We start from the raw sequence: 21,108 nt of genomic DNA, 5'->3' as shown, positions 1-21,108 counted from the left end.
TTGATTATAGCTGATAACGGACTTAAGTCAATTATCAGCTATTTTATCTATTAATAACAATTATTTATTTAAAACTTTATATAAGAACTCTTTAATTCTATCGTGTTTAGGATTAGCAAAAAATTCTATAGGTTCCTCATCTTCTAATATTTTACCGTCATTCATAAAAAGTATTCTAGTAGCAACATTTTTAGCAAAACCCATTTCATGCGTAACTATAAGCATAGTCATACCATCTTTGGCTAAATCTATCATAACATCCAAAACCTCTTTAATCATTTCAGGATCCAAAGATGATGTAGGCTCATCAAAAAGCATTATTTCCGGCTCCATTGCTAAAGCTCTCGCTATTGCTATTCTTTGCTTCTGTCCTCCGGAAAGCTGATTAGGATATGCACTCTGCTTATCTACAAGTCCAACTTTATCAAGAAGTTCTATTGCTTTTTTCTCTGCTATTTCTCTAGGTATTTTTTTTAATTTCATAGGTGCCAAAGTTATATTTTCCATAACTGTTTTATGCGGAAAAAGATTAAAATGCTGAAAAACCATACCTAATTCCTGTCTCATCAAGTTAATGTCGGTAGATTTATCCATAATACTCTTTCCGTTAATAAGAATATCACCTTCTGTAGGTTCTTCCAATCTATTAATGCATCTTAAAAAAGTAGATTTTCCGCTTCCGGAAGGTCCTATTATAGCGATTATTTCACCTCTTGAAACATTAACATCTATACCTTTAAGAACTTTTAATTTTCCAAATTGTTTGTGTAAATTTTTTATCTTAATCACTTTCTCTTAACCCCTTTTCTACTTTTCTCATAAACATAGCAAATGCAGAAGTTAATATTAGATATATGATACCAACAGCAATTAAAGGCTCAACACCTCTGTATGTTTGACTTGTAATAATATTAGCAGATCTTAATAAATCGATACCGCCTATAAAACCAACTATTGAAGTTTCTTTAAGCAATGCTATAAATTCACTTACAAGAGGAGGAAGTATTTTTTTTACAGCCTGAGGTATTATTATCTCTTTCATAGACATAGAATAACTCATACCTAAAGCTCTTGCTGCTTCCATTTGTCCTCTATCCAAACTCTGTATACCCGCTCTTATAATTTCAGCTACATAAGCACCGGAATTAATACCAAAAGCAATCCCTGCTATAATAAGTATAGGAGTATCTCTTAAACTATCAACAAAAACAACATTTGCCCATATCATAAGCTGTACAACTACCGGAGTTCCTCTAATAATATGAACATAGGCAAATGCAAGTCTTGATATAGGATTAAAATTAGATAATTTCTTTATATTTTTAAAAGGATGGAATGATGAAAGTTCCATTAAAGCTATAAAAATTCCTAGTACAATACCAATAATAGCTGAAAAAGCTGTGGTTCCTACAGAAAATATTAACCCCTTTATCATATAAATATATCTGCCGTTAGATATAAATATTTCTTTAAGAAGTTCTAAATATTCCAGCATAAAATCCCTCTATTATAAAATCCCTATATACAAAAAAATATAATATCCTCTTTTCATATTATTATATACGAAAAGAAGATATTATTATATATGATATTAAAAATTATTCTATATTAAAAATATTTTTCTAATAGAGCATCATAAGTTCCATTATCTTTTAAAGTTTGCAAAGCCTCATTAACTTTTGCTAATAATTCATTATCATCTTTTCTCATAGCTATAGCATATTCTTCTGTAGCAGAATCTGTTTCAACTAATTTTAATTCTGGGTTTTGAGCAGCATAATTTTTAGCAGGCTCATAATCTAAAATAACAGCATCAACTTTTTGAGCTTTTAATGCTATAACTGTTTCTGAAGTAGCATTAAATTTTTGAATATCTACATTAGGAAGTTCGCTTACTAAAAGATCTCCAGTATAACCTAATACAACTCCTACCTTTTTTCCGGACAAATTAGTAAAATAAGTAATATCTTGATTATTGCTGTAAACTAACATAGCTTGTTTAGAATTATAATAAGGATCTGAGAAATTAACAAATTTTCTTCTTTCATCAGTTGCAGTCATTCCTGCTATTATTATGTCTATTTTTTTTGATTCTAAAGCAGGAAGTAATCCGTCAAATTTCATATCTACAAATTCTATTTCAACTCCGATTAATTTAGATATTTCTGTAATTAAATCAACATCAAAACCTACTATTTTGTCTCCTTCTCTATATTCAAAAGGTTCAAATTCAGCATTTGTTCCTATATATAATTTATTCTTTTCTGCTTGTTTCTTTTGACATCCTATAATTGCCAAAATAATAATCGATGCTGCTATAAGCACTTTAATAAAACGATTTTTAAACATATTATTCCCCCAGTTTTGTACAATTACAATAAAAAAAAATATAATTTTTATGTTCCCTTTATTCTATATAATAATTTAAAAAAGTCAAGATAAAGATATATGTATTATTTTTATGATACTTAAACTAGATTTAAATATAAATGATTTTTATTTGATAATTATTATTATAAAAATATTCAATTTGTATATTAACAAAATAGGGTACATAATATATAATTTTTACTTAATTATTGATATTTATGTTAATAATTTTATAGGAGTGCTAATGAAAGGTTCTGCGGTAGCAATAATATTTATAATTATTAATTTAATAGCTATCAGCATATTTATGATAGTATCAACCAAATCTATTAGAGAATCTATCCTAGAAGAAGAAAGATTATCTAGAGAATCATTAAATAATATAATAGAAATATATTATAGAAAAAATATAGCATCCCAAAATTATTATAATGCAGTTTCCGTCATACCTAGAATAGATATATACACATTGCATGCTTTAAGCAATTATATAGAAAGGATAAAGACTATAGAATCTGATTCTACATTGATAGAAAAACCATTAACTTTTCAGGAATACCAATATATTCAAGCTAGAATAACAGAAAACATAAATAAAATAAATTATACCGCAAGGAATTATCCTGTACTTAGAACTAATGAAAATTACGTATCTGCTTTAAATGAAATGAAGCCTATAATAGAAGACGAAAAAAAAGCTATAGCATTGTATAATGATTATGTTATTGAATATAATAAATTAACTACTACTCCTCCTTCTAGTATAGTAGCTGGTATAATGGGAAAGTTTCCATTTTTAATATTTGAAACTGGTACAAATATTATATCTCAAACATCACATATTTTTCAATAATAAATAATAAATTTCACTATAATTGCTGATTAGTAAAGGACTATGTAAATTATTATGGATAATAATATTAAAGATTTAGAAAATATAAAAAGAGTTACTCAGAAAGAAATAGCAAAAAGACTTGGAATAAGCAGAACAACGGTTGCACGTGCTATAAACGGAAGTGAATTTATTAAGGAAGAAACTAAAACAAAAATATTAGAGTTAGCATCTCAATTAAATTACGAAAAAAATTATATAGGAAGTTCCTTAGCTAATAAAAAGGAAAAAGTAGTATACTGTTTAGTTGCAGATTCATTTAATGAGTTTTATACAAGCGAAATAATAAGAGGTTTGAATGAGGTATCAAAAGAATACCACATGTACAACTATAATCTAAAAATAATAGCAACAGAAATACATTCCCCTGATAAACAGGTAGATGTATTAAATGATATATTAAAAAACGATGATAATATAGACGGATTGATTATTACTCCTTTAAATAGAGAAATAATATATGATATTTTAAAACCATATTTTAATAAAATAAATATAATATCAATAGGCAATAGATTAAGCGAAAATATACCTCATGTAGGTCCTGATCATGTAAAGCAAGGTATGATAGTTGCCGGCATATTATCTAATCTTTTAAGAGATAATGAAAAGGTTCTTGTAATAGATAATGGAGATGATAAAATATCTTCAGGGATGTATTTAGAAGGTTTCTTAAAAAAAATAATAGAATATAATTTAGAAATTGTAGGTCCTATATTCTGCGGAAATATAGAAGAAAGTGTTCATACAATAAAAGAAATTTGCTATAAAGAAGATATAAAAGGTATATATATAAACAGATATGCTCAGGAAATATTTGATATAATAGATAGAGATGTGTTAAAAAATAAGAAAATAGTATCTCATGGTATGGCAAGCAGTATAAAATCTTTAATAAAATCTGGTATAATATCTTTTACCGTAATGGAAGAGGTTTTTTTAGAAGGCTATAATGCCGGTAAGATTATGTTTGAAATGATTTATAAAAAGAATATAGAGACTAATTGGAAAGTTTCAGATTCTAAAATAATATTTTTAGAAAATTTATTATAATTATAAAATTCACTTGATAAAATTAACATATTATGATAGAATAATGCAATTAATATTTTATAATGTTATATTTGTTTATTTTTCAAGTATAAATGAAATTAATTAAATTTAAGATAAATAAAAATTAGGAGATTGTCACAATGGACCAACAGATAAGATTAGTAGAAGCAAAACATAAAAAAGAAGCTATTTTGCCTTTTGAAATAGGTGATACAGTAAAAGTATGGGTTAAAATCATAGAAGGCGACAGAGAAAGATTACAGGCTTATGAGGGTACTGTTATATCTATACGCGGTAAAGGAATTAGTAAAAGTTTCATAGTAAGAAAAATATCTTACGGAGTAGGAGTTGAAAGAATATTTTTATTAAATTCTCCTAGAATAGATCATGTTGACATCATACGTAAAGCTAAAGTAAGAAGAGCTAAATTGTACTATTTGAGAAATAAGGTAGGTAAGAAGGCACGCTTAGTGGAAAGATTAGGAGTTAAAATCCCTAAACATTCAGATTTGATTAAAAATACTGCTGAAGAAAGCAAAACAGAAGAAAATAGTTCTTCAGAAGAATAATATTTTTTAATAAATATTCATTGAATTTTTTAATTATTAAAGGAGAAATTTATGGGTTATAAAATAGTTGCCAGAGAGCAATGGTCAGAAAAAGTCTTTATGATGAAAGTTGTAGCTCCGGATATAGCTAAGCATCGTAAAGCAGGTAATTTTATTATTTTTAGATTAGATGAAAAAGGTGAGAGAGTACCTCTTACTATAGCAGATGCTGATCCAGAGGCAGGAACTATTACTATAGTAACTCAAAGTATCGGATACTCTACTGCTAGACTTATGGAACTTAAAGTTGGTGATGAAATAATGGACGTTATAGGGCCATTAGGACAGCCTACTCATATTGAGAAAAAAGACGGTATAGTATTAGGTGTCGGCGGCGGTGTTGGTATTGCTCCTTTACATCCTATAGTTGAAGCCCATCATAGAGCAGGAAATAAAGTTATTTCTATTTTAGGTGCTAGAGATAAATCACTTATCATTATGGAAGATATGATGAAAAAAATATCAGATGAAGTGCTTATTTGTACTGATAATGGAAGTTATGGTGAAAAGGGTCTTGTAACTGATATGATTACTAGAATATATGAAAGAGGAGATAAAATATCTGAAGTTATAGCTATTGGTCCTGCTATCATGATGAAATTTGTTACTATACTTACTAAGAAATATAATCTTCCTACTGTTGTTAGTTTGAACCCTATTATGATTGATGGTACTGGTATGTGCGGATGCTGCAGAGTGAAAGTTGGTAATGAAACAAAATTTGCTTGTGTTGAAGGTCCTGAATTTGACGGTCATTTAATAGATTTCGATCTTCTTATGAAAAGACAGGCTATGTACAAAAAAGAAGAGCATGAATGTAATTTAAAATTAAGCTAATTAAATAAAGATTAATTTATTTTAAAAAGTTATAATCTATTGCTTAAAAATAGGTTATAACTTTTTTATTTAACTAAAATTAAGGCAGTTATCAATTTTTTTGTATTGAAAATTAAAAATTATATGATAATCTTAATATCTAATTATTAAGGATAAATTATGAAGTTGAGTATAACCCCGAGTTTAAAAAAAGTTGATTTAAAAAATTTTGATTGGGAATGTCCAAATTTGCAGGTTACTTTAGATATTAAAAATGATAATTTTTTTAAAATTAAAATAAAGGAACTGAAAGTTAATATTATTAATGATAAAACTGAAAAAAAACAGAAAATATTCGGATATATTAATTCCGGCGATATAATAGTTAATGCTAAAAGTAATACTATGATAATTTTAGATTTAATTTTATACAATAAGGAATTATTATCATTTTTGACAGCATCATTATATAATAAAGACCCTCATGTAAAAGTGGATATTGCCTATCGTTTATCTCCTATACCTTTTAAATTAAAAATGGAAAAGAATATTAATATATTTGATTTTTTAAAAATTTAGTTTATATATTATAATTGAAAAAAAAGAAAATTATAATATACTAAAAACATCTTTATTATTTAAGGAATTAATTATGTCTTTTTTTGATTTAAGTTTAGAAGAACTTTATAAATATAAAGGCAGTACTGAAGAGCCTAAAGATTTTGATGAGTTTTGGAAAAATAATTTAAAAGAAAATAATCATAATTCTGAAGCAGAGTATACTTTAATAGATACGCATTTAAAATTATTTGATGTATGGAGTGTAAGTTTCAGCGGATTTGCAAAACATAGAATAAACGGATGGTATATAGCACCAAAGTATGCAAGAGAAAAAAAAGAAAAGCTTACATGTGTTATGCATTATTTAGGATATGGAGAAGGGAGGGATTATCCAATTAAACGTTTGCTTTTTCCTGCAGCAGGTTATAGTACATTTGTAATGGAGGTTAGAGGCCAGGGAGCCGAAAATGGTAATGGAGCTACTACTCCAGACCCAGTAGGTTCTGCACCTCATGCTGACGGATTTCTTACAATGGGAATATTGGATAAAAACGATTACTATTATAAAAGAGTTTTTATTGACGCCGTTAAATCTATCGAGGTTGCAAAACAACATGAACTTACTTCAAAAATTGCTGTAAATGGTAAAAGTCAGGGCGGCGGTATAGCACTTGCTGTTTTGGGTCTTTCTTCTTTTACTAAAGAAAATATTGAAGCTGCTATGATAGATGTTCCTTTTTTATGCGATTATAAAAGAGCATGCACTATAACAGATACTTTGCCTTATAATGAGATAGCAAGGTTTTGCAGAACTAATAGAATCCATGAAAAAAAAGCTTTTGAAACTTTATCATATTTTGACGGGGCATTATTTGCCAAGAGATCTAAAGTTAAAGCTTTATTTTCTGTAGGATTGATGGATTTTATATGTCCTCCTTCTACTGTATTTGCTGCTTATAATAATTATGCAGGTGAAAAATCTATTAATGTTTATACATTTAACGGACATGAGGGCGGAGATAATGAGCAAAGTGAAAGAAAACTTGAATTCTTATCATCTTTATAAAAAATAATATTTGGTTATTAAAGCGGTAAATTATGATAATAAATGAATTGGTATCTATATTAGTTCCTGTATATAATATAGAAAAAACAATAGAAAAAAATATAAATATATTGATAGAAAAAGTTTCTCCTTTTTTTATGAACTTTGAAATAATTATTTCTGATGACGGAAGCAGCGATAATTCAAAAGAAGAAATAAAAAAAATATGTACTGACTTTCAAAATAATAATACAAATAAGAATTTGAAAAATGTAATAGGTGTTTTTGCAAGAGAAAATCAAGGAAAAGGACATGCATTAAAAAGAGCCTGCGAAGTTTCTAACGGGGATTATATAATATTCTGCGATGGCGATATGGAAATAGATCCTTCTCAATTAGAAAATTTTTTTGTTATTATGCAAAAAGAAAATGCTGATGTTGTTATAGGCTCTAAAAGGCATAAAGATTCTGTGGTTAATTATTCTAATATAAGAAAATTAATATCTTTTATATATTTCATGTTTGTAAAAATATTCTTTCATCTTCCGATACAAGATACTCAAACCGGATTAAAACTTTTCAAAAGGGATGCCATAATAAATATTTTCCCAAGAATATTAGTTAAAGCATTTGCTTATGATTTGGAAGTATTAGTAGCATGCAATTCAAATGGTAAAAAAATAGTATCTGCTCCTGTAATAGTTAATCCTAATAGGCATTTCGGATTTATTAAGTTTCCTATTCTTTGGAGAACATTTATTGATACATTAGCTATATTTTACAGACTTAATATTGTTCATTTTTATAAAGATTTATTTTCTGAATTAAAAGAAAAGCCGTTAGTAAGTATTATAATACCATTAAAAAAGATTAATGATTATATAAGAGAAGAAACAGAATATTTGCTTGAACAGATATACACAAATTTTGAAGTGATAATACTGCCGGACAAATATACTGAAGATGAAATAAATATAGAATTATTTAAAGATGAAAGAATAAAGATAATAGAAACAGGAGAGCTTCCTCCTGCAATAAAAAGAGCAATGGGAGTAAAAAAATCTTCAGGTACTATACTTGCTTTTTTGGATGATGACACATATCCGGAAAAAGACTGGCTTTTAAATGCATTGAGGGCTATTGAAAGCAGTAAAGTTAACGCTTTAGGAGGACCTGCTGTTAATACACCAAAAGATAATTTTTCAAAACAGATAAGCGGCCTTATTTACAGTTCTACGCTTATGAGCGGAAAGCATAAGGCAAGATATATACCTGATAAAGTTCAGTATGTTAATGATTATCCAAGCTGCAATTTTATAATTACAAGAGAGCTTTATGATAGAGTAGGGGGATTTGACAGCGAGTATTGGCCAGGAGAGGATACTATACTTTGTAATAATATAATGAAAGCAAATGAAAAAATATTATATACTCCGGAAGCATTGGTTTATCATCATAGAAGAGATTTATTTTTCGGGCATTTCAAACAGTTAAAAGGATATGCTTGGCATAGAGGATATTTCGTTAAAAGATTTGGAGGAAACTCTTTAAGTTTATCATACTTTATACCATCTATGTTTTTAATTTATACTATTTTTGTACCTTTTGCCTTGTATTTTAATTTACCTCAAATATTAAATAATTACATACCTAGTATAAATAAAAATATATTTCTAGCTTTATTATTGTTTCCGCATAGTTTTTATGCTTTATGTCTTTTGGGAAGCTGGGTTAGTACACTTTCTCCTATAAGAGGTTTTTGCAAAGCCGTAGGAATATTTTTATCGCATCTGACTTACGGAGTTTTCTTTATAAAGGGATTTTTAAGAGGGTTTATAAAAAATTAAAATTCTATAAAAGATAATTCCATTTTTCTAATTATGCTTGATAATGCTTTAACTATTTCATTATCATTTATATCTGATATATTATAATGTTTAGGATTTGATTTTACCATATCTAATAATTCAAAAGATAAAACAAATAAATTCTCACTTAAAATATCATCTAATATAATATCATCTTTTAATAATTCATCTATTTTTAAAGAATTAGCAAATAATACTTTATAGTCTAAATCTTTTATTAAATTATTTAATTCTTCATAATTTTCCATAATAACCTCATTTTTTACATATTATACAAAAATATAATATAAAATTAATATTTTCAATATAATAAAACAAAATATACTATTATACTAACAAATATAAATTAATTACGTAAAAAGTTAACAGCCCAATTGGCCATAAGTTCTGAAGGCATATTAAGGCAGCTTTCATCAATTTCGAATTTACTGTTATGATTAGGAATTTTTTTATCTGTTACAGTAGAAAATACGGCAAAACATCCTTTAACTTCTTTTAGATAATAAGAAAAATCTTCTCCCCCCATACTAGGCTTATAATATTTATCCCAAACAGAATCTTTTGAAAATATATTCTCAGCGGTATTTCTTACACTATTAGTTATATCCCTGTCATTAAATGTTACGCATGCATATTCTGTTATTTCAATTTCGCATTCTCCTCTCATTGATTCAGTAATAAGTTTAGATTTTTCTTTTATTCTCTTAATAAAAAAATCTCTTATATTATTATCGAATGTTCTTATAGTTCCTTCTATTTCAACTTCATCAGGTATAATATTAAAAGCATTTCCTCCTTGTATTTTACAAAGAGATAATATAACAGTATCTCCTGCATCTATTTCCCTAGTTATTATTGATTGTAAACCGTTTATTATTTCAGCAGATATAACTATAGGATCAATACCTGACTGAGGATATGCTCCATGAGTTCCTTTTCCTTTTACTCTTATTATTATTTTATCAGTAGAAGCCATTATAGGACCTTCTTGTATTATAAAAACTCCGCTTGGCGTATTAGGAGCAAAACTTCCTACGTGCACTCCGAATATGGCATCAGCATCTTTAACTGCATTCTCTTCTATCATTATTTTTGCCCCAGTTCCTATTTCTTCTCCTGCCTGAAATAAAAATCTTATATTTCCTGAAATTTCATTAATATTGTCATTAAGTATTTTGCATGCTCCTAAAAGTATGGCTGTATGGGCATCATGTCCGCAGGCATGCATATTGCTGTTGCATGATTTATATTCAAAATCTGTTTCCTCTTTTATAGGCAAAGCGTCCATATCTGCTCTTAAAACTGCAGTTTTTATATTACCTTTTTTATTATCATTATTAATATAAGCTATTATACCAGAATCTTTTTTATTTTTTGTATATTTAATATTTTTAAAATTATTAAGTTCATTTATTACAAACTCTCTTGTCTTCGGCAAATCTCCTCCTAATTCCGGTATAGTGTGCAAATATCTTCTGCATTTTACGATATAATTTAATATTTCTTTTGAATCATATTTAAGCATAAAAAATCCAAATAATTAAAATTAACGCATGCTTTTATCATAAGGTATTCCAGAAGCTTTAGGAGCCTGTGAATTCTTAGATGTAAATGCAAGTACTATTATAGTTGTTATATAAGGTATCATTTTATATATACTATTAGGTATAGGTAAATTAGCAAGTATAGGTATTCCGGAATAAGCAGATGCCAAAGTCTTCATAAGTCCGAAAAAGAAAGCAGCATAAAGTATTCTTATAGGCTTCCATTGTCCGAATATAAGTACTGCTAAAGCCAAAAATCCGTAACCTGCTACAGCGGCATTAAAGTTTGTAGAAGTAGGAATAACGAATACTAATCCTCCTAAACCTCCTAAAGCACCTGATATAGCAACGCCGATATAACGCATTTTATAAACATTTATACCTACTGAGTCTGCAGCCTGAGGATGTTCTCCGCAGCTTCTAAGTCTAAGTCCGAACCTTGTTTTATATAGTAAAAGCCAAGATAAAGCAAGTATTATAAATCCTATATAAGTTGTTATATAAGTATTTTTGAATAACAGACTTCCTATTATTGGTATATCTCCTAATACAGGAACAGAACTTATTCTGAAATTATTTACAAAACTGATTTGCTGAACTACTTGAATAGCTCTTGTTATATATATAGCAAATGCAGGGGCAAATATATTTAAAGCTGTACCGCTTATAACTTGATCTGCTCCCATACTTATAGAAGCATAAGCATGAAGAAGAGAAAATATCATACCTGATAAAGCTGCAATAATCATAGCTATAAATAATGTAATAGTTGGAGGAAAATAGCTTCCGAGTCTGCTTATAAAAAATATACTTGTGAAAGCTCCCATTATCATAATGCCTTCAAGGGCAATATTAACAACCCCGCTTCTTTCTGAAAACATCCCTCCCAAAGCTACAAGTAAAAGAGGTATAGAAAAAAACATTGTCTGCTGTACTAGAAAATAAATTGTGTTCATCAAATTCTCCTCATATTATTAAAGTTACTCATTAGCATTTTTTTCTTTACCATTATTAAGTTTCTTGTACAAAAAACTAACTATAGATTTAAAAAGCAAAGCAAAAGCACTAAAATATATAATGGCAGAAATAATCATCTCTATAACTTCAGGAGTAAAATCATATATCTGCATATAAAATCCGCCTACAGTAATATGTGCTATAAAAAGGCCTGCTATTAATATTCCTATAGGGTGTGAAAGTCCAAGCAAAGCGATAGGTATACCCATAAATCCTTCCTCTGCCAATATATCAACAACTTCTATATGTTTACCCATAGTAGAAAGATATAAAAGCCCTCCGCCAAGTCCGGCTAAAGCTCCTGCTATAACCATAGAAAGAATAATGTTTCTTTTTTCGTTTATACCGGCATATTTACCTGCATCTTTATTGAATCCGCATGCTTTAAGCTCGAATCCGAATGTAGTTTTTGAGAGTATTATATACATAATTATAACTGATATTACAGCAATTATAAATCCTCCATTGGCATTTGATCCTTTAAATATCATGTTTAAGCCCATTACAGGAATAATGGCAGATTCAGGTATATTCTGAGATTGATTTTTAAGCATATCATAAACTGTAAGCGTAACAAGATAATTAACTAAATACATACCTATATAGTTCATCATAATGCTTGAAATAACTTCATTAACATTGAAATGAGCTTTTAAAAATCCTGTTAAATAAGCCCAAAGTCCTCCGGCTATAAAAGAAACTAATAAAGCTGCTAGCCAATGTATAGCAGGAGGAAGAAATGTACATTTTACAGCAACTAATACAGCGGCATAAGCACCTACTATAAATTGCCCAGGAGCCCCTATATTAAAAAGTCCGTTTTTAAAAGCAAATCCTACAGAAAGCCCTGTGAGTATTAAAGGTGTGGCAGTGTATATAACCTGTCCCATTCCTCTAGTGCCTCCGGAAAAACCTCCTGAAAGTATTGTCATAAAAGCGGGAAAAGCATCATGAACATTACTTATAAGAAGTATTATAAGTCCCAGAAGCAGCCCTATAACAATAGCAAGAAAAGAAGAAAATATATTAATAAATCCTTCTTTCTCCAAAATACCAGTCAATTTATTTTTGAAATCCATTAAGTACTCCTTTTATAACAATACATTATTAATAATTAAAATTTTAAAATGTTATATTCGAACAATATACAAAATAAAAAAATTTATTATTTAATACACTAGTAGCATGCTTTTTTATATTTAGCAGATATTTATTATAAACTCACTTTAATTTAAGCACTTCTTTTAGAACCTGCCATGTATAAACCTAATTCATTAATAGTTAAATCTTTATTATTAACATTAGCTACAATTTCACCTTCATACATAACAAGTATTCTATCGCTTAAATTCATAACCTCATCAAGCTCTAAAGAAACAAGTAAAACAGCTTTTCCATTATCACGCTGCCTTATCAATTCTTTATGTATATATTCAATAGCTCCTACATCTAATCCTCTGGTAGGCTGAACAGCTATTAGTAAATCGGGGTTTCTGTCTATTTCTCTGGCTATTATAACTTTCTGCTGATTTCCTCCTGACATGCTTCTTGCTATAGTTCTTGCCCCTTCTGCACTTCTTATATCAAATCTTTTTATTAATTCATTTGCATAATTTTCAATTTCTTTAAATTTTAAAAATCCTTTATTTTGGAATTTATCTGTAAAATATGTTTGAAGTATAGTATTTTCACCTAAAGTATAATCAAGTACAAGTCCGTGTTTATGCCTGTCTTCCGGAATATGTCCTATACCGCTTAATGTTTTTTTTCTTATAGATAGATTAGTAATATCTTTACCATTTAAAGTAATTGTTCCGCTTGACATATCCATTAAACCTGTGAGTGCATATATAAGTTCGCTTTGTCCGTTTCCGTCAATACCGGCAATACATACTATCTCTCCGGCATGCACATCAAAAGAAACATTTTTAACTATATTTTTTTCGCTTTTATTATGAACAGATTTAATATTCAAATTTTTTACAGAAAGTATTGTATCTTTGGGCTTGGCCTCAGTTTTTTCTACAACTAAAGATACTTTCCTTCCAACCATCATTTCTGACATTTCTTCTTTACTAGTGCTTTTAACATCAATTGTGCCTATATATTTTCCTTTACGAAGTACAGAACATCTGTCAGCAGCTTCTTTAATTTCATTTAATTTATGTGTAATAAAAAGAATAGATTTGCCTTCTTTTACCAATGATTTCATTATTTTTATAAGCTCTTCTATTTCATTAGGTGTAAGTACGGCAGTAGGCTCGTCAAAGATAAGTATATTATTATTTCTATAAAGCATTTTTAAAATTTCTACTCTCTGCTGCATACCTACAGTTAAATCGCTTATAAGAGCATCAGGATAAATTTCAAGCCCGTAAGTTTTGCTTAATTCCATTACCCTTTTTCTTGCATCATCAACTTGAAGTATTCCATTTTTTACAGTTTCAACTCCAAGCATTATATTTTCCAAAGCAGTAAAATTATGTACAAGCTTAAAATGCTGATGCACCATACCAATACCTAAAGCATTGGCAGTATTAGGATTATCAATATTTACTTCCTTTCCATTAACTTTAATAATACCTTCTTCTTGTTTATATAATCCAAAAAGTACACTCATTAAAGTAGATTTTCCAGCTCCATTTTCTCCAAGCAATGCATGTATTTCCCCGCGTTTTAATTGAATAGTTATATTGTCATTTGCTACTATTCCTTTAAAACGTTTAGTTATGTTAAGCATTTCAACAACATATTCTGATGATTGATTTTCCATATTTAGAAGTCCTATTAAAAAAATAGAGATACTGTCAAAAGTCAGTATCTCTATATATAACAAATATTATTGTATAAAGTTAACTTTTACCACATCCAAAGGCAGATAAGTAACATCCTTAATTGTTTTTTCTGTGAGTACTTCTATTTCACCGCTTACAAGTTTATTATAAATTGTATCATAATCATCTTGAGTAAACTTTTGAAATTTTGAAGTTGCCATAGGAAGTCCTACACCATGAACTTTTGCATCAAGTATTACAGATTTTCCGCCAGGGAATTTTCCATTATAAAAGTCATCTATAGCGTTATAAACAGAATCTCCAAGCATTTTCATAGCAGAAGTAATAACAGTAGAAGATTCAGTACTTTGATCTATATCTACTCCTACAACATAAGCATTATTTTGCTCAGCAGCACTCATAACAGCGTTTCCGGCACCGCCTGCAGGAGCGAATATTACTTGAACACCGCTTTGATACCAAGAATTAGCCAAAGTCTGATTTTCAGGAGTAGGGTCAAAGTTTCCTAAATAAGTATAATTTGCCACTATTCCTCCAAGAGGTAAATTTAACTCTTTAGCAGCATAATTTGCACCTTGTAAAAAACCATATCCGAATCTCATAACAGCAGGAACAGCCATACCAGCCATAACACCTAAATTAGTAAATCCTTCTTTTACAACAGCATATCCGGCTAAAAATCCTGCCTGCTCTTCAGCATAAAGTACAGAATAAACATTTGTTTCTATTCTAAAATCACTGTAAGTACCATCTTGAGGTGTACCGTCTAAAAGTACAAAATTTACATCAGGATGAGTATCTTGAGCCTTATAAACAGCAGGTTCAAATAGATAGCCAGGTGTTACTATTAATTTAGCTCCTGCAGCAACAGCCAAATCTATAGCATCAATATATGCATCTGTGTTTTTTTGAGCAGGCTGATAATATTTATGCGATATATTTTTTTCTAATGCATATTTAGTTAAGCCTTCCCATGAACCCTGATTGAATGCTCTGTCATCTATAGTACTAACATCAGTAATTAATGCTAGTTCATATCCTCCAGACCTTCTATTTTTTCCGCCGCATGAAATAATAAATATTATTAAAATAGCGGCTAAAATAAGATTTTTTTTCATGTTATCTCCTTTATTAAAATTAATTATTTATTTTTATTGATTATTCAATATATTCTAATTTTACAATATCAAGAGGAAGTTCATTTATATTTGTAACATCTTCATCTTTTAAAATTTTTATTTTAGCTTCTACAAGCTGATTATATATATAATTGTAATTATCTTCTGTAAAAACATTAAATTTTGAAGTTTTCATAGGCAATCCTATTCCATTAACTTTTGCATCTAATATTATATTCTGCCCACCGTAAAAATTATTATTATAGTATGAAGCAACAGCATTAAAAACAGACTCCCTTATCATCTTCATGGCAGAAGTAATAACTGTAGGTGATTCAAAACTTTGGTCAACATCTACTCCCACAACTAAACCATTGTTGCTTTCAGCGGCACGCATAACAGAATGTCCAGCAGCACCTGCAGGAGCAAATATAACTTTTACACCGCTTTGATACCATGAAGCAGCTAAATCTTGATTTGCCGGTGTATCATAATAATTTCCAGTATATGTATATTTTATATTTAATGAGTCTTTTGGTATTTCTAATTCTTTAGCAGCATAATCAGCACCTTGAATAAATCCGTATCCGAATCTTATAACTGCAGGATGATCAACTCCTCCTATAACTCCTAAATTAGTATAACCTTCTTTTACAACGGCATATCCAGCTAAAAATCCTGCTTCTTCTTCAGCATAAAGGATAGCAATAGTATTATTTCCTGTTTTATAATTTGTATAAGTTCCATCCTGAGGAGTACCGTCTATTAATATAAAATGTATATTAGTATATATATCCTGTGCTTTATAAACAACAGATTCAAACATATATCCTGGTGTTACTATTAATTTAGCTCCTCCGGCAACGGCAAGTTCTACTGTATTCATATAAGAATTAAACTCTTTATCTGGTACTCTATAGTATCTATGTGTTATGCCGCTTTTTTCTGCGTATTCTTTAGCTCCTTCCCAAGCACCTTGGTTAAAAGATTTATCGTTTAGAGGACCTAAATCTATTAAAACTCCTATTTCAAAACCTGTTGGTGCTTCATTGTTATTATTTCCGCAAGAAAATAAAAATATTGAAGCTGCTGCAATAATAAATAAAATAATAATTTTGTTATACATTTTTTACCCCTATTTATTATATTTATATATTTTATCATTATTTATTAAAATTTTAACAGATTCAATAACAAAATTTATAGCATCTTCAATTGTATTTTCGTTATTATTTTTTTTATGTTCATGATTATGAAGAACAAACATAGCAGCACCAGTACGTACATTTTTAGCAGCTCCTACAGCAAAAAATGTTGCAGATTCCATTTCTGAAGCTAAACATCCTGCTTTTATATAGCTTTCATATTTACATAATAACTCTTTACCTACTGCCATATTCTCCGGATTATGCTGAGCATAAAGAGAATCTTTACATTGAACAACTCCTATATGTGTTTTTAATTTAGTTTTTTTAGTACATTCTATCATAGCTTCCAATACATCAATATTAGGTACGCATGGAAATTCTTTAGGTATATAATTATCCATAGTGCCGCCCATTTTTACAGCACCATTAACTACAATAATATCTCCTGCATTTACATCAGTATTCATTCCTCCGCAAGTACCAATTCTTATAAAAGTATCTGCTCCAATTTTTATAAGTTCTTCTAAAGCTATAGCGGTAGAAGGCCCTCCAATACCATGAGAAACTACAGAAACTTTTGTATCATTTATATATCCGGTATAAGTAACATATTCTCTATAATCAGCTATTAATTTTGCATTACTTAATTTGTTTGCTATTAGAACGCATCTTTTAGGATCTCCAGGCATTATAACATATTTACCTACATCCCCCTTTTTTAATTTTAAATGATGAACAAGATTATCATTTTCTTGATAATAAGCCTTTGGAAACATTATTTATCCTCTATATATTAATCATCTTTTATTATCTTTTTCATTTAATAATACCACAGCTTCTAATGCTGTTAATATCATATTTTCTATATTGTCGCTGTATTGTAAACGTGTACCCATTCTATCTATCATTGTATTTTCGACAATATGCATTATTCCTCCAGCTCTAACTTTTCTTAAAGAAGCACATGCAAATATGGAAGCACATTCCATTTCTGATGCTATTGCTCCGCATAATGTATAATATTTAAGGTTGTTTTCAAACTTTTCTCTGAAAAATGAATTTTGAGGTTCTAATTCTCCGTAAAAACAATCTTTACTATGAACTACGCCTATATGATAATTATGATTTCTATTTTTGGCAGCATCTCTCAAAGCAAATACTATGTCAGTATCAGCAATCGCAGGATACTCTATAGGTATATATTCTTTTGAAGTTCCTTCATCTCTTATTGCAGCCTGAGCTATAGCTAAATCATTAGGTTTTACTTTTAAGCTGAGTCCTCCGGCAGTACCTACGCGTATAAATGTATCAGCTCCTACCTCTATAAGTTCTTCTACAGCTATTGAGGCGGAAGGCCCTCCTATTCCTGTAGAAGTTACAGATACATCAACATTTTTATATTTTCCTGTTGCTGTAACATATTCTCTGTAATCAGCTTTTAATTCAACATTATTTAAAAATTCAGCTATATATCTGACTCTTTTAGGATCTCCTGGAAGAAGTACATATTTGGCGGCATCGCCTTTTTTTAATTTTGTGTGATACTTAAGAAGTCCTTTTTGAAAAGCGTCTTCATCATAAAATGGCATTGGATCTTTGACTTCTTCCATAGTTTTTCTAACTCCTGAGAAATAATATAATTAACTTTTAATTTAAGTTATTTTATTGTTTTTGCGATTTTACTATGGCAATTCCGCTGCTTGTTCCAATTCTGCTCGCACCGGCATCAATCATTTTTAAAGCATCTTCATAAGTTTTTATTCCGCCTGAGGCTTTAATTTTTACTTCTTTTCCTACAGCACCATGCATGAGTTTTATATCATGTTCTGTAGCACCTCCGTTAAAAAATCCGGTCGAAGTTTTAACAAAATTTGCCCCGCATTCTTTAGCTATTTTACATGCTAAAACTTTTTCTTCATCTGTAAGAAGGGATGTTTCTATAATAACTTTTAAAACACTTGCAGAACATGCATCGCGTACCTTTTTTATATCACGTTCAAATAAATCTATTTTTTTGCTTTTTAAAAATCCAATATTCATAACCATATCTATTTCATCAGCTCCGCTGTCTACAGCAAATTTAGCCTCATAAGCCTTTGCTTCTTTCATCATAGCACCAAGCGGAAATCCTACTACAGAACAAACTTTTACATGAGAATGAATTAAAAAATTATAAGCTACATTTACATAAGCAGAGTTTACACATACAGAATGAAATCCGTATTCTTTTGCTTCTATACATAACTTTCTTATTTCTTCTATTGTTGCTTCTGGTTTTAACATGGTGTGATCGATTAATTTACTTATATTATTCATTTTATATACCTCATATCATTATATGATATAGAATATTTATAATTTGTCAAATTTTACAATTATAAAATTTTGATATAATTTGCTTACTTATATACTAATTTTTTCTATATTATAAATGATATTTTGTTATAATATTATTTTATGATATAATTTTAATAATATTTCATTATAAGGTACAAAATATGGATTATAAAAAATTAAATGAAATTATAGTTTCTATGAGAAGAGATTTGCATAAAATACCGGAAGTAGGAACAGATCTCCCTCAGACAAAAAATTATGTAATAAATAAATTGAAAGAATTGGGTATTGATTACAAAGAGTCATCAATAGATTCAGGACTTGTATGCGATATAGGAGATTTGAACAGTAATAATATAGCTGCTATAAGGGCTGATATGGATGCATTGCCTATAGAGGAGGAAACAGATTTTGAATATGCCTCTAAAAACGGAAATATGCATGCTTGCGGACATGATGTGCATACAGCCTGTCTTTTAGGAGCAGCATATTATTTACTTGAGAATAAATCAAGATTAAATGGCAGGGTAAGATTGGTTTTTCAGGCTGCTGAGGAATTAGCGAGAGGGGCACATAATATGCTTAATTCCCAATTATTAGACGGAGTTAATGCTATAATAGGAACACATGTAGGTACTTTAGCATAAAATGTTCCTAGCGGAGAGTTTGTGATTCAGGAAGGAGCTTTAATGGCTTCTAATGATAGAATATTTATTAAAGTTATAGGAAAAGGTTCTCATGGGGCTTATCCTCATTTATCTGCAGATCCAATATTAACTGCAAGTCAAATAATACAGGCAATATATAATATAAAAAGCAGAGAAATATTAGCAACAGATCCTATAATTATTTCAATATGTATGGTTCATGGCGGAAGTCAGTATAATATAATACCTTCAGAAGTAAATATAGAAGGAACTTTCAGAACTTTTAGCGAACAAAATAGATCGTATATAACAGAAAGAATAAAAGAAATAGCAGAATCTATAGCTGTTTCTAATAGAGCTAAAGCAGAGGTTGTAATAAAACGCAGAGGGGCGCCTGTTATTAATGATGTAAAAATAGTAAAACAATTAAATGAAGTTTGCAGTGAACTGGGATTCAAAAAACATAATAATCATGTTTTATCTATGGCGGGAGAAGATTTTGCTGATTATCTTGAAAAAATTAAAGGTTCATTTATGTTCTTTTCTACAATGACAGAAAAAAATATAGCTCATCATAATAGTAAATTTGAAGTAGATGAATCTAAATTGTATCAGCCTTCTGTTTTGATGAGTGAATGGTCGATAAAATATTTAAGTGAATTTTAATATTATTATTCATCATCAAATATAGGTTTTTCAATAATTTCTATTGTTTTGTTTAATTTGTCTGCTTTTCCAAAATAAGCATGTACATAAGGAATGGATACTACATTTCCGTTTTCTTTTAATTTTATGTCAAATACATAATTAGAAGGCAGACTATAAACATCAACGATTTCTCCATATAAATTATTGTCTAAATCTATGACTTTATAGCCTATAATTTCTGCCTCATAAAATGTATCATCATCGAGTGCCGGAAGATATGAAGAGTCTACAAATATATCTAAGCCTATCATTTCTTTTGCTTTTTCTATAGAGTCTATATTTTCAATAGACAAAACAAAAGCTTTATTTTTCTTTTTTACATTTAGAAGATTAAATGTTTCATTATTAATGATAATAGGTATGTTTTTGTTTAAAACAGGAAGAGAGGCGAAATAACTTTTATCAGCAAAAGCTATTTCAACCTCTCCTTTTAAACCATGTATACCTGTGATTCTTGCATAAAAAATAATCAATTGTCAATAATCTCAAGCATTACACGTTTACCACTTTTCATGGAAGCTGCAAAAAGAATAGTGCGTAATGCATGAGCAATACGACCTCTTTTACCTATAATTTTACCT

The 21,108-nt window shown here is 29.0% G+C and carries 22 protein-coding genes and 1 pseudogene; 8 read left to right on the top strand and 15 right to left on the bottom strand.

The window, feature by feature from the left end; all coding sequences use genetic code 11:
* Window positions 1-60: 60 nt before the first annotated feature.
* From Q0J90_RS07050 to Q0J90_RS07040, 3 genes are all read right to left on the bottom strand, one after another.
* Window positions 61-789 carry an amino acid ABC transporter ATP-binding protein gene (locus tag Q0J90_RS07050; RefSeq protein ID WP_297277230.1) on the bottom strand — a complete coding sequence of 243 codons (729 nt, stop codon included), beginning with the start codon at window positions 787-789 and terminating at the stop codon, window positions 61-63.
* Window positions 782-1,495 (bottom strand): amino acid ABC transporter permease, encoded by a 714-nt coding sequence (locus tag Q0J90_RS07045; protein ID WP_297277229.1) that lies wholly within the window; start codon window positions 1,493-1,495, stop codon window positions 782-784. Before Q0J90_RS07045 ends, Q0J90_RS07050 begins: the two co-directional genes overlap by 8 nt.
* Window positions 1,496-1,608: 113 nt before the next feature.
* Window positions 1,609-2,349, bottom strand: a complete 741-nt coding sequence (locus Q0J90_RS07040; protein WP_297277228.1) for a basic amino acid ABC transporter substrate-binding protein — start codon at window positions 2,347-2,349, stop codon at window positions 1,609-1,611.
* 265 nt (window positions 2,350-2,614) lie between these two features.
* Here Q0J90_RS07040 and Q0J90_RS07035 point away from each other — a divergent pair, with 265 nt between their 5' ends.
* The 7 genes from Q0J90_RS07035 (at window position 2,615) to Q0J90_RS07005 (ending at window position 9,192) form a co-directional block, all read left to right on the top strand.
* Complete coding sequence (locus tag Q0J90_RS07035; protein WP_297277227.1) at window positions 2,615-3,223, top strand: LemA family protein; 609 nt, start codon at window positions 2,615-2,617, stop codon at window positions 3,221-3,223.
* Between the two features lie 54 nt (window positions 3,224-3,277).
* Window positions 3,278-4,315: a LacI family DNA-binding transcriptional regulator gene (locus tag Q0J90_RS07030; protein ID WP_297277226.1), complete on the top strand. Its 1,038-nt coding sequence runs from the start codon at window positions 3,278-3,280 to the stop codon at window positions 4,313-4,315.
* A 140-nt stretch (window positions 4,316-4,455) separates the two neighbouring features.
* Complete coding sequence (gene rplS, locus Q0J90_RS07025; protein WP_297277225.1) at window positions 4,456-4,884, top strand: 50S ribosomal protein L19; 429 nt, start codon at window positions 4,456-4,458, stop codon at window positions 4,882-4,884.
* A 51-nt stretch (window positions 4,885-4,935) separates the two neighbouring features.
* Window positions 4,936-5,760 carry a sulfide/dihydroorotate dehydrogenase-like FAD/NAD-binding protein gene (locus Q0J90_RS07020; RefSeq protein ID WP_297277224.1) on the top strand — a complete coding sequence of 275 codons (825 nt, stop codon included), beginning with the start codon at window positions 4,936-4,938 and terminating at the stop codon, window positions 5,758-5,760.
* 159 nt (window positions 5,761-5,919) lie between these two features.
* The gene (locus Q0J90_RS07015; RefSeq protein ID WP_297277223.1) at window positions 5,920-6,318 is read left to right on the top strand and encodes a hypothetical protein; all 399 of its coding nucleotides are present in this window, start codon (window positions 5,920-5,922) and stop codon (window positions 6,316-6,318) included.
* A gap of 73 nt (window positions 6,319-6,391) precedes the next feature.
* Window positions 6,392-7,366: an acetylxylan esterase gene (locus tag Q0J90_RS07010; protein WP_297277222.1), complete on the top strand. Its 975-nt coding sequence runs from the start codon at window positions 6,392-6,394 to the stop codon at window positions 7,364-7,366.
* A gap of 32 nt (window positions 7,367-7,398) precedes the next feature.
* Complete coding sequence (locus Q0J90_RS07005) at window positions 7,399-9,192, top strand: glycosyltransferase (RefSeq protein WP_297277221.1); 1,794 nt, start codon at window positions 7,399-7,401, stop codon at window positions 9,190-9,192.
* On the opposite strand, the gene Q0J90_RS07000 is transcribed toward Q0J90_RS07005, so the two are convergent.
* From Q0J90_RS07000 to deoC, 10 genes are all read right to left on the bottom strand, one after another.
* Window positions 9,189-9,461 carry a hypothetical protein gene (locus Q0J90_RS07000; protein WP_297277220.1) on the bottom strand — a complete coding sequence of 91 codons (273 nt, stop codon included), beginning with the start codon at window positions 9,459-9,461 and terminating at the stop codon, window positions 9,189-9,191. The genes Q0J90_RS07005 and Q0J90_RS07000 overlap by 4 nt on opposite strands.
* Window positions 9,462-9,559: 98 nt before the next feature.
* Window positions 9,560-10,738, bottom strand: a complete 1,179-nt coding sequence (locus tag Q0J90_RS06995; RefSeq protein ID WP_297277219.1) for a M20 family metallopeptidase — start codon at window positions 10,736-10,738, stop codon at window positions 9,560-9,562.
* 21 nt (window positions 10,739-10,759) lie between these two features.
* Window positions 10,760-11,713, bottom strand: coding sequence for an ABC transporter permease (locus tag Q0J90_RS06990; RefSeq protein WP_297277218.1), 954 nt, complete (start codon window positions 11,711-11,713; stop codon window positions 10,760-10,762).
* 24 nt (window positions 11,714-11,737) lie between these two features.
* Complete coding sequence (locus Q0J90_RS06985) at window positions 11,738-12,853, bottom strand: ABC transporter permease (protein ID WP_297277217.1); 1,116 nt, start codon at window positions 12,851-12,853, stop codon at window positions 11,738-11,740.
* Between the two features lie 152 nt (window positions 12,854-13,005).
* Entirely contained in the window at window positions 13,006-14,547 is a 1,542-nt protein-coding gene (locus Q0J90_RS06980; RefSeq protein WP_297277216.1) for an ABC transporter ATP-binding protein, read from the bottom strand.
* Between the two features lie 66 nt (window positions 14,548-14,613).
* Window positions 14,614-15,687, bottom strand: a complete 1,074-nt coding sequence (locus tag Q0J90_RS06975; RefSeq protein WP_297277215.1) for a BMP family ABC transporter substrate-binding protein — start codon at window positions 15,685-15,687, stop codon at window positions 14,614-14,616.
* Window positions 15,688-15,727: 40 nt separating this feature from the next.
* On the bottom strand, window positions 15,728-16,813 hold the full coding sequence (locus tag Q0J90_RS06970; RefSeq protein WP_297277214.1) for a BMP family ABC transporter substrate-binding protein: 1,086 nt from the start codon (window positions 16,811-16,813) through the stop codon (window positions 15,728-15,730).
* A gap of 9 nt (window positions 16,814-16,822) precedes the next feature.
* Window positions 16,823-17,611, bottom strand: coding sequence for a nucleoside phosphorylase (locus Q0J90_RS06965; protein ID WP_297277213.1), 789 nt, complete (start codon window positions 17,609-17,611; stop codon window positions 16,823-16,825).
* 21 nt (window positions 17,612-17,632) lie between these two features.
* The gene (locus Q0J90_RS06960) at window positions 17,633-18,445 is read right to left on the bottom strand and encodes a nucleoside phosphorylase (protein WP_297277212.1); all 813 of its coding nucleotides are present in this window, start codon (window positions 18,443-18,445) and stop codon (window positions 17,633-17,635) included.
* 52 nt (window positions 18,446-18,497) lie between these two features.
* Complete coding sequence (gene deoC / locus Q0J90_RS06955; protein WP_297277211.1) at window positions 18,498-19,151, bottom strand: deoxyribose-phosphate aldolase; 654 nt, start codon at window positions 19,149-19,151, stop codon at window positions 18,498-18,500.
* 182 nt (window positions 19,152-19,333) lie between these two features.
* Here deoC and Q0J90_RS06950 point away from each other — a divergent pair.
* Window positions 19,334-20,485, top strand: a pseudogene (locus Q0J90_RS06950) (M20 family metallopeptidase).
* 5 nt (window positions 20,486-20,490) lie between these two features.
* Here Q0J90_RS06950 and rimM read toward each other — a convergent pair.
* Together rimM and Q0J90_RS06940 are read right to left on the bottom strand one after the other, a co-directional pair.
* On the bottom strand, window positions 20,491-21,000 hold the full coding sequence (gene rimM / locus Q0J90_RS06945; protein ID WP_297277210.1) for a ribosome maturation factor RimM: 510 nt from the start codon (window positions 20,998-21,000) through the stop codon (window positions 20,491-20,493).
* On the bottom strand, window positions 20,997-21,098 hold the full coding sequence (locus Q0J90_RS06940) for a hypothetical protein (RefSeq protein ID WP_297277238.1): 102 nt from the start codon (window positions 21,096-21,098) through the stop codon (window positions 20,997-20,999). Before Q0J90_RS06940 ends, rimM begins: the two co-directional genes overlap by 4 nt.
* Window positions 21,099-21,108: the final 10 nt, after the last annotated feature.

It is taken from the genome of uncultured Brachyspira sp. (assembly GCF_944390595.1).
Lineage (GTDB): Bacteria > Spirochaetota > Brachyspiria > Brachyspirales > Brachyspiraceae > Brachyspira.
This window is presented reverse-complemented; position numbering and strand designations above follow the sequence as displayed.

Bases quoted from the DNA above. Each gene is read 5' to 3' on its own strand.
- Q0J90_RS07045 (WP_297277229.1), bottom strand. From the start codon at position 1,495: ATGCTGGAATATTTAGAACTTCTTAAAGAAATATTTATATCTAACGGC.
- Q0J90_RS07040 (WP_297277228.1), bottom strand. From the start codon at position 2,349: ATGTTTAAAAATCGTTTTATTAAAGTGCTTATAGCAGCATCGATTATT.
- Q0J90_RS07035 (WP_297277227.1), top strand. From the start codon at position 2,615: ATGAAAGGTTCTGCGGTAGCAATAATATTTATAATTATTAATTTAATA.
- Q0J90_RS07030 (WP_297277226.1), top strand. From the start codon at position 3,278: ATGGATAATAATATTAAAGATTTAGAAAATATAAAAAGAGTTACTCAG.
- rplS (WP_297277225.1), top strand. From the start codon at position 4,456: ATGGACCAACAGATAAGATTAGTAGAAGCAAAACATAAAAAAGAAGCT.
- Q0J90_RS07020 (WP_297277224.1), top strand. From the start codon at position 4,936: ATGGGTTATAAAATAGTTGCCAGAGAGCAATGGTCAGAAAAAGTCTTT.
- Q0J90_RS07015 (WP_297277223.1), top strand. From the start codon at position 5,920: ATGAAGTTGAGTATAACCCCGAGTTTAAAAAAAGTTGATTTAAAAAAT.
- Q0J90_RS07010 (WP_297277222.1), top strand. From the start codon at position 6,392: ATGTCTTTTTTTGATTTAAGTTTAGAAGAACTTTATAAATATAAAGGC.
- Q0J90_RS07005 (WP_297277221.1), top strand. From the start codon at position 7,399: ATGATAATAAATGAATTGGTATCTATATTAGTTCCTGTATATAATATA.
- Q0J90_RS07000 (WP_297277220.1), bottom strand. From the start codon at position 9,461: ATGGAAAATTATGAAGAATTAAATAATTTAATAAAAGATTTAGACTAT.
- Q0J90_RS06995 (WP_297277219.1), bottom strand. From the start codon at position 10,738: ATGCTTAAATATGATTCAAAAGAAATATTAAATTATATCGTAAAATGC.
- Q0J90_RS06990 (WP_297277218.1), bottom strand. From the start codon at position 11,713: ATGAACACAATTTATTTTCTAGTACAGCAGACAATGTTTTTTTCTATA.
- Q0J90_RS06985 (WP_297277217.1), bottom strand. From the start codon at position 12,853: ATGGATTTCAAAAATAAATTGACTGGTATTTTGGAGAAAGAAGGATTT.
- Q0J90_RS06980 (WP_297277216.1), bottom strand. From the start codon at position 14,547: ATGGAAAATCAATCATCAGAATATGTTGTTGAAATGCTTAACATAACT.
- Q0J90_RS06975 (WP_297277215.1), bottom strand. From the start codon at position 15,687: ATGAAAAAAAATCTTATTTTAGCCGCTATTTTAATAATATTTATTATT.
- Q0J90_RS06970 (WP_297277214.1), bottom strand. From the start codon at position 16,813: ATGTATAACAAAATTATTATTTTATTTATTATTGCAGCAGCTTCAATA.
- Q0J90_RS06965 (WP_297277213.1), bottom strand. From the start codon at position 17,611: ATGTTTCCAAAGGCTTATTATCAAGAAAATGATAATCTTGTTCATCAT.
- Q0J90_RS06960 (WP_297277212.1), bottom strand. From the start codon at position 18,445: ATGGAAGAAGTCAAAGATCCAATGCCATTTTATGATGAAGACGCTTTT.
- deoC (WP_297277211.1), bottom strand. From the start codon at position 19,151: ATGAATAATATAAGTAAATTAATCGATCACACCATGTTAAAACCAGAA.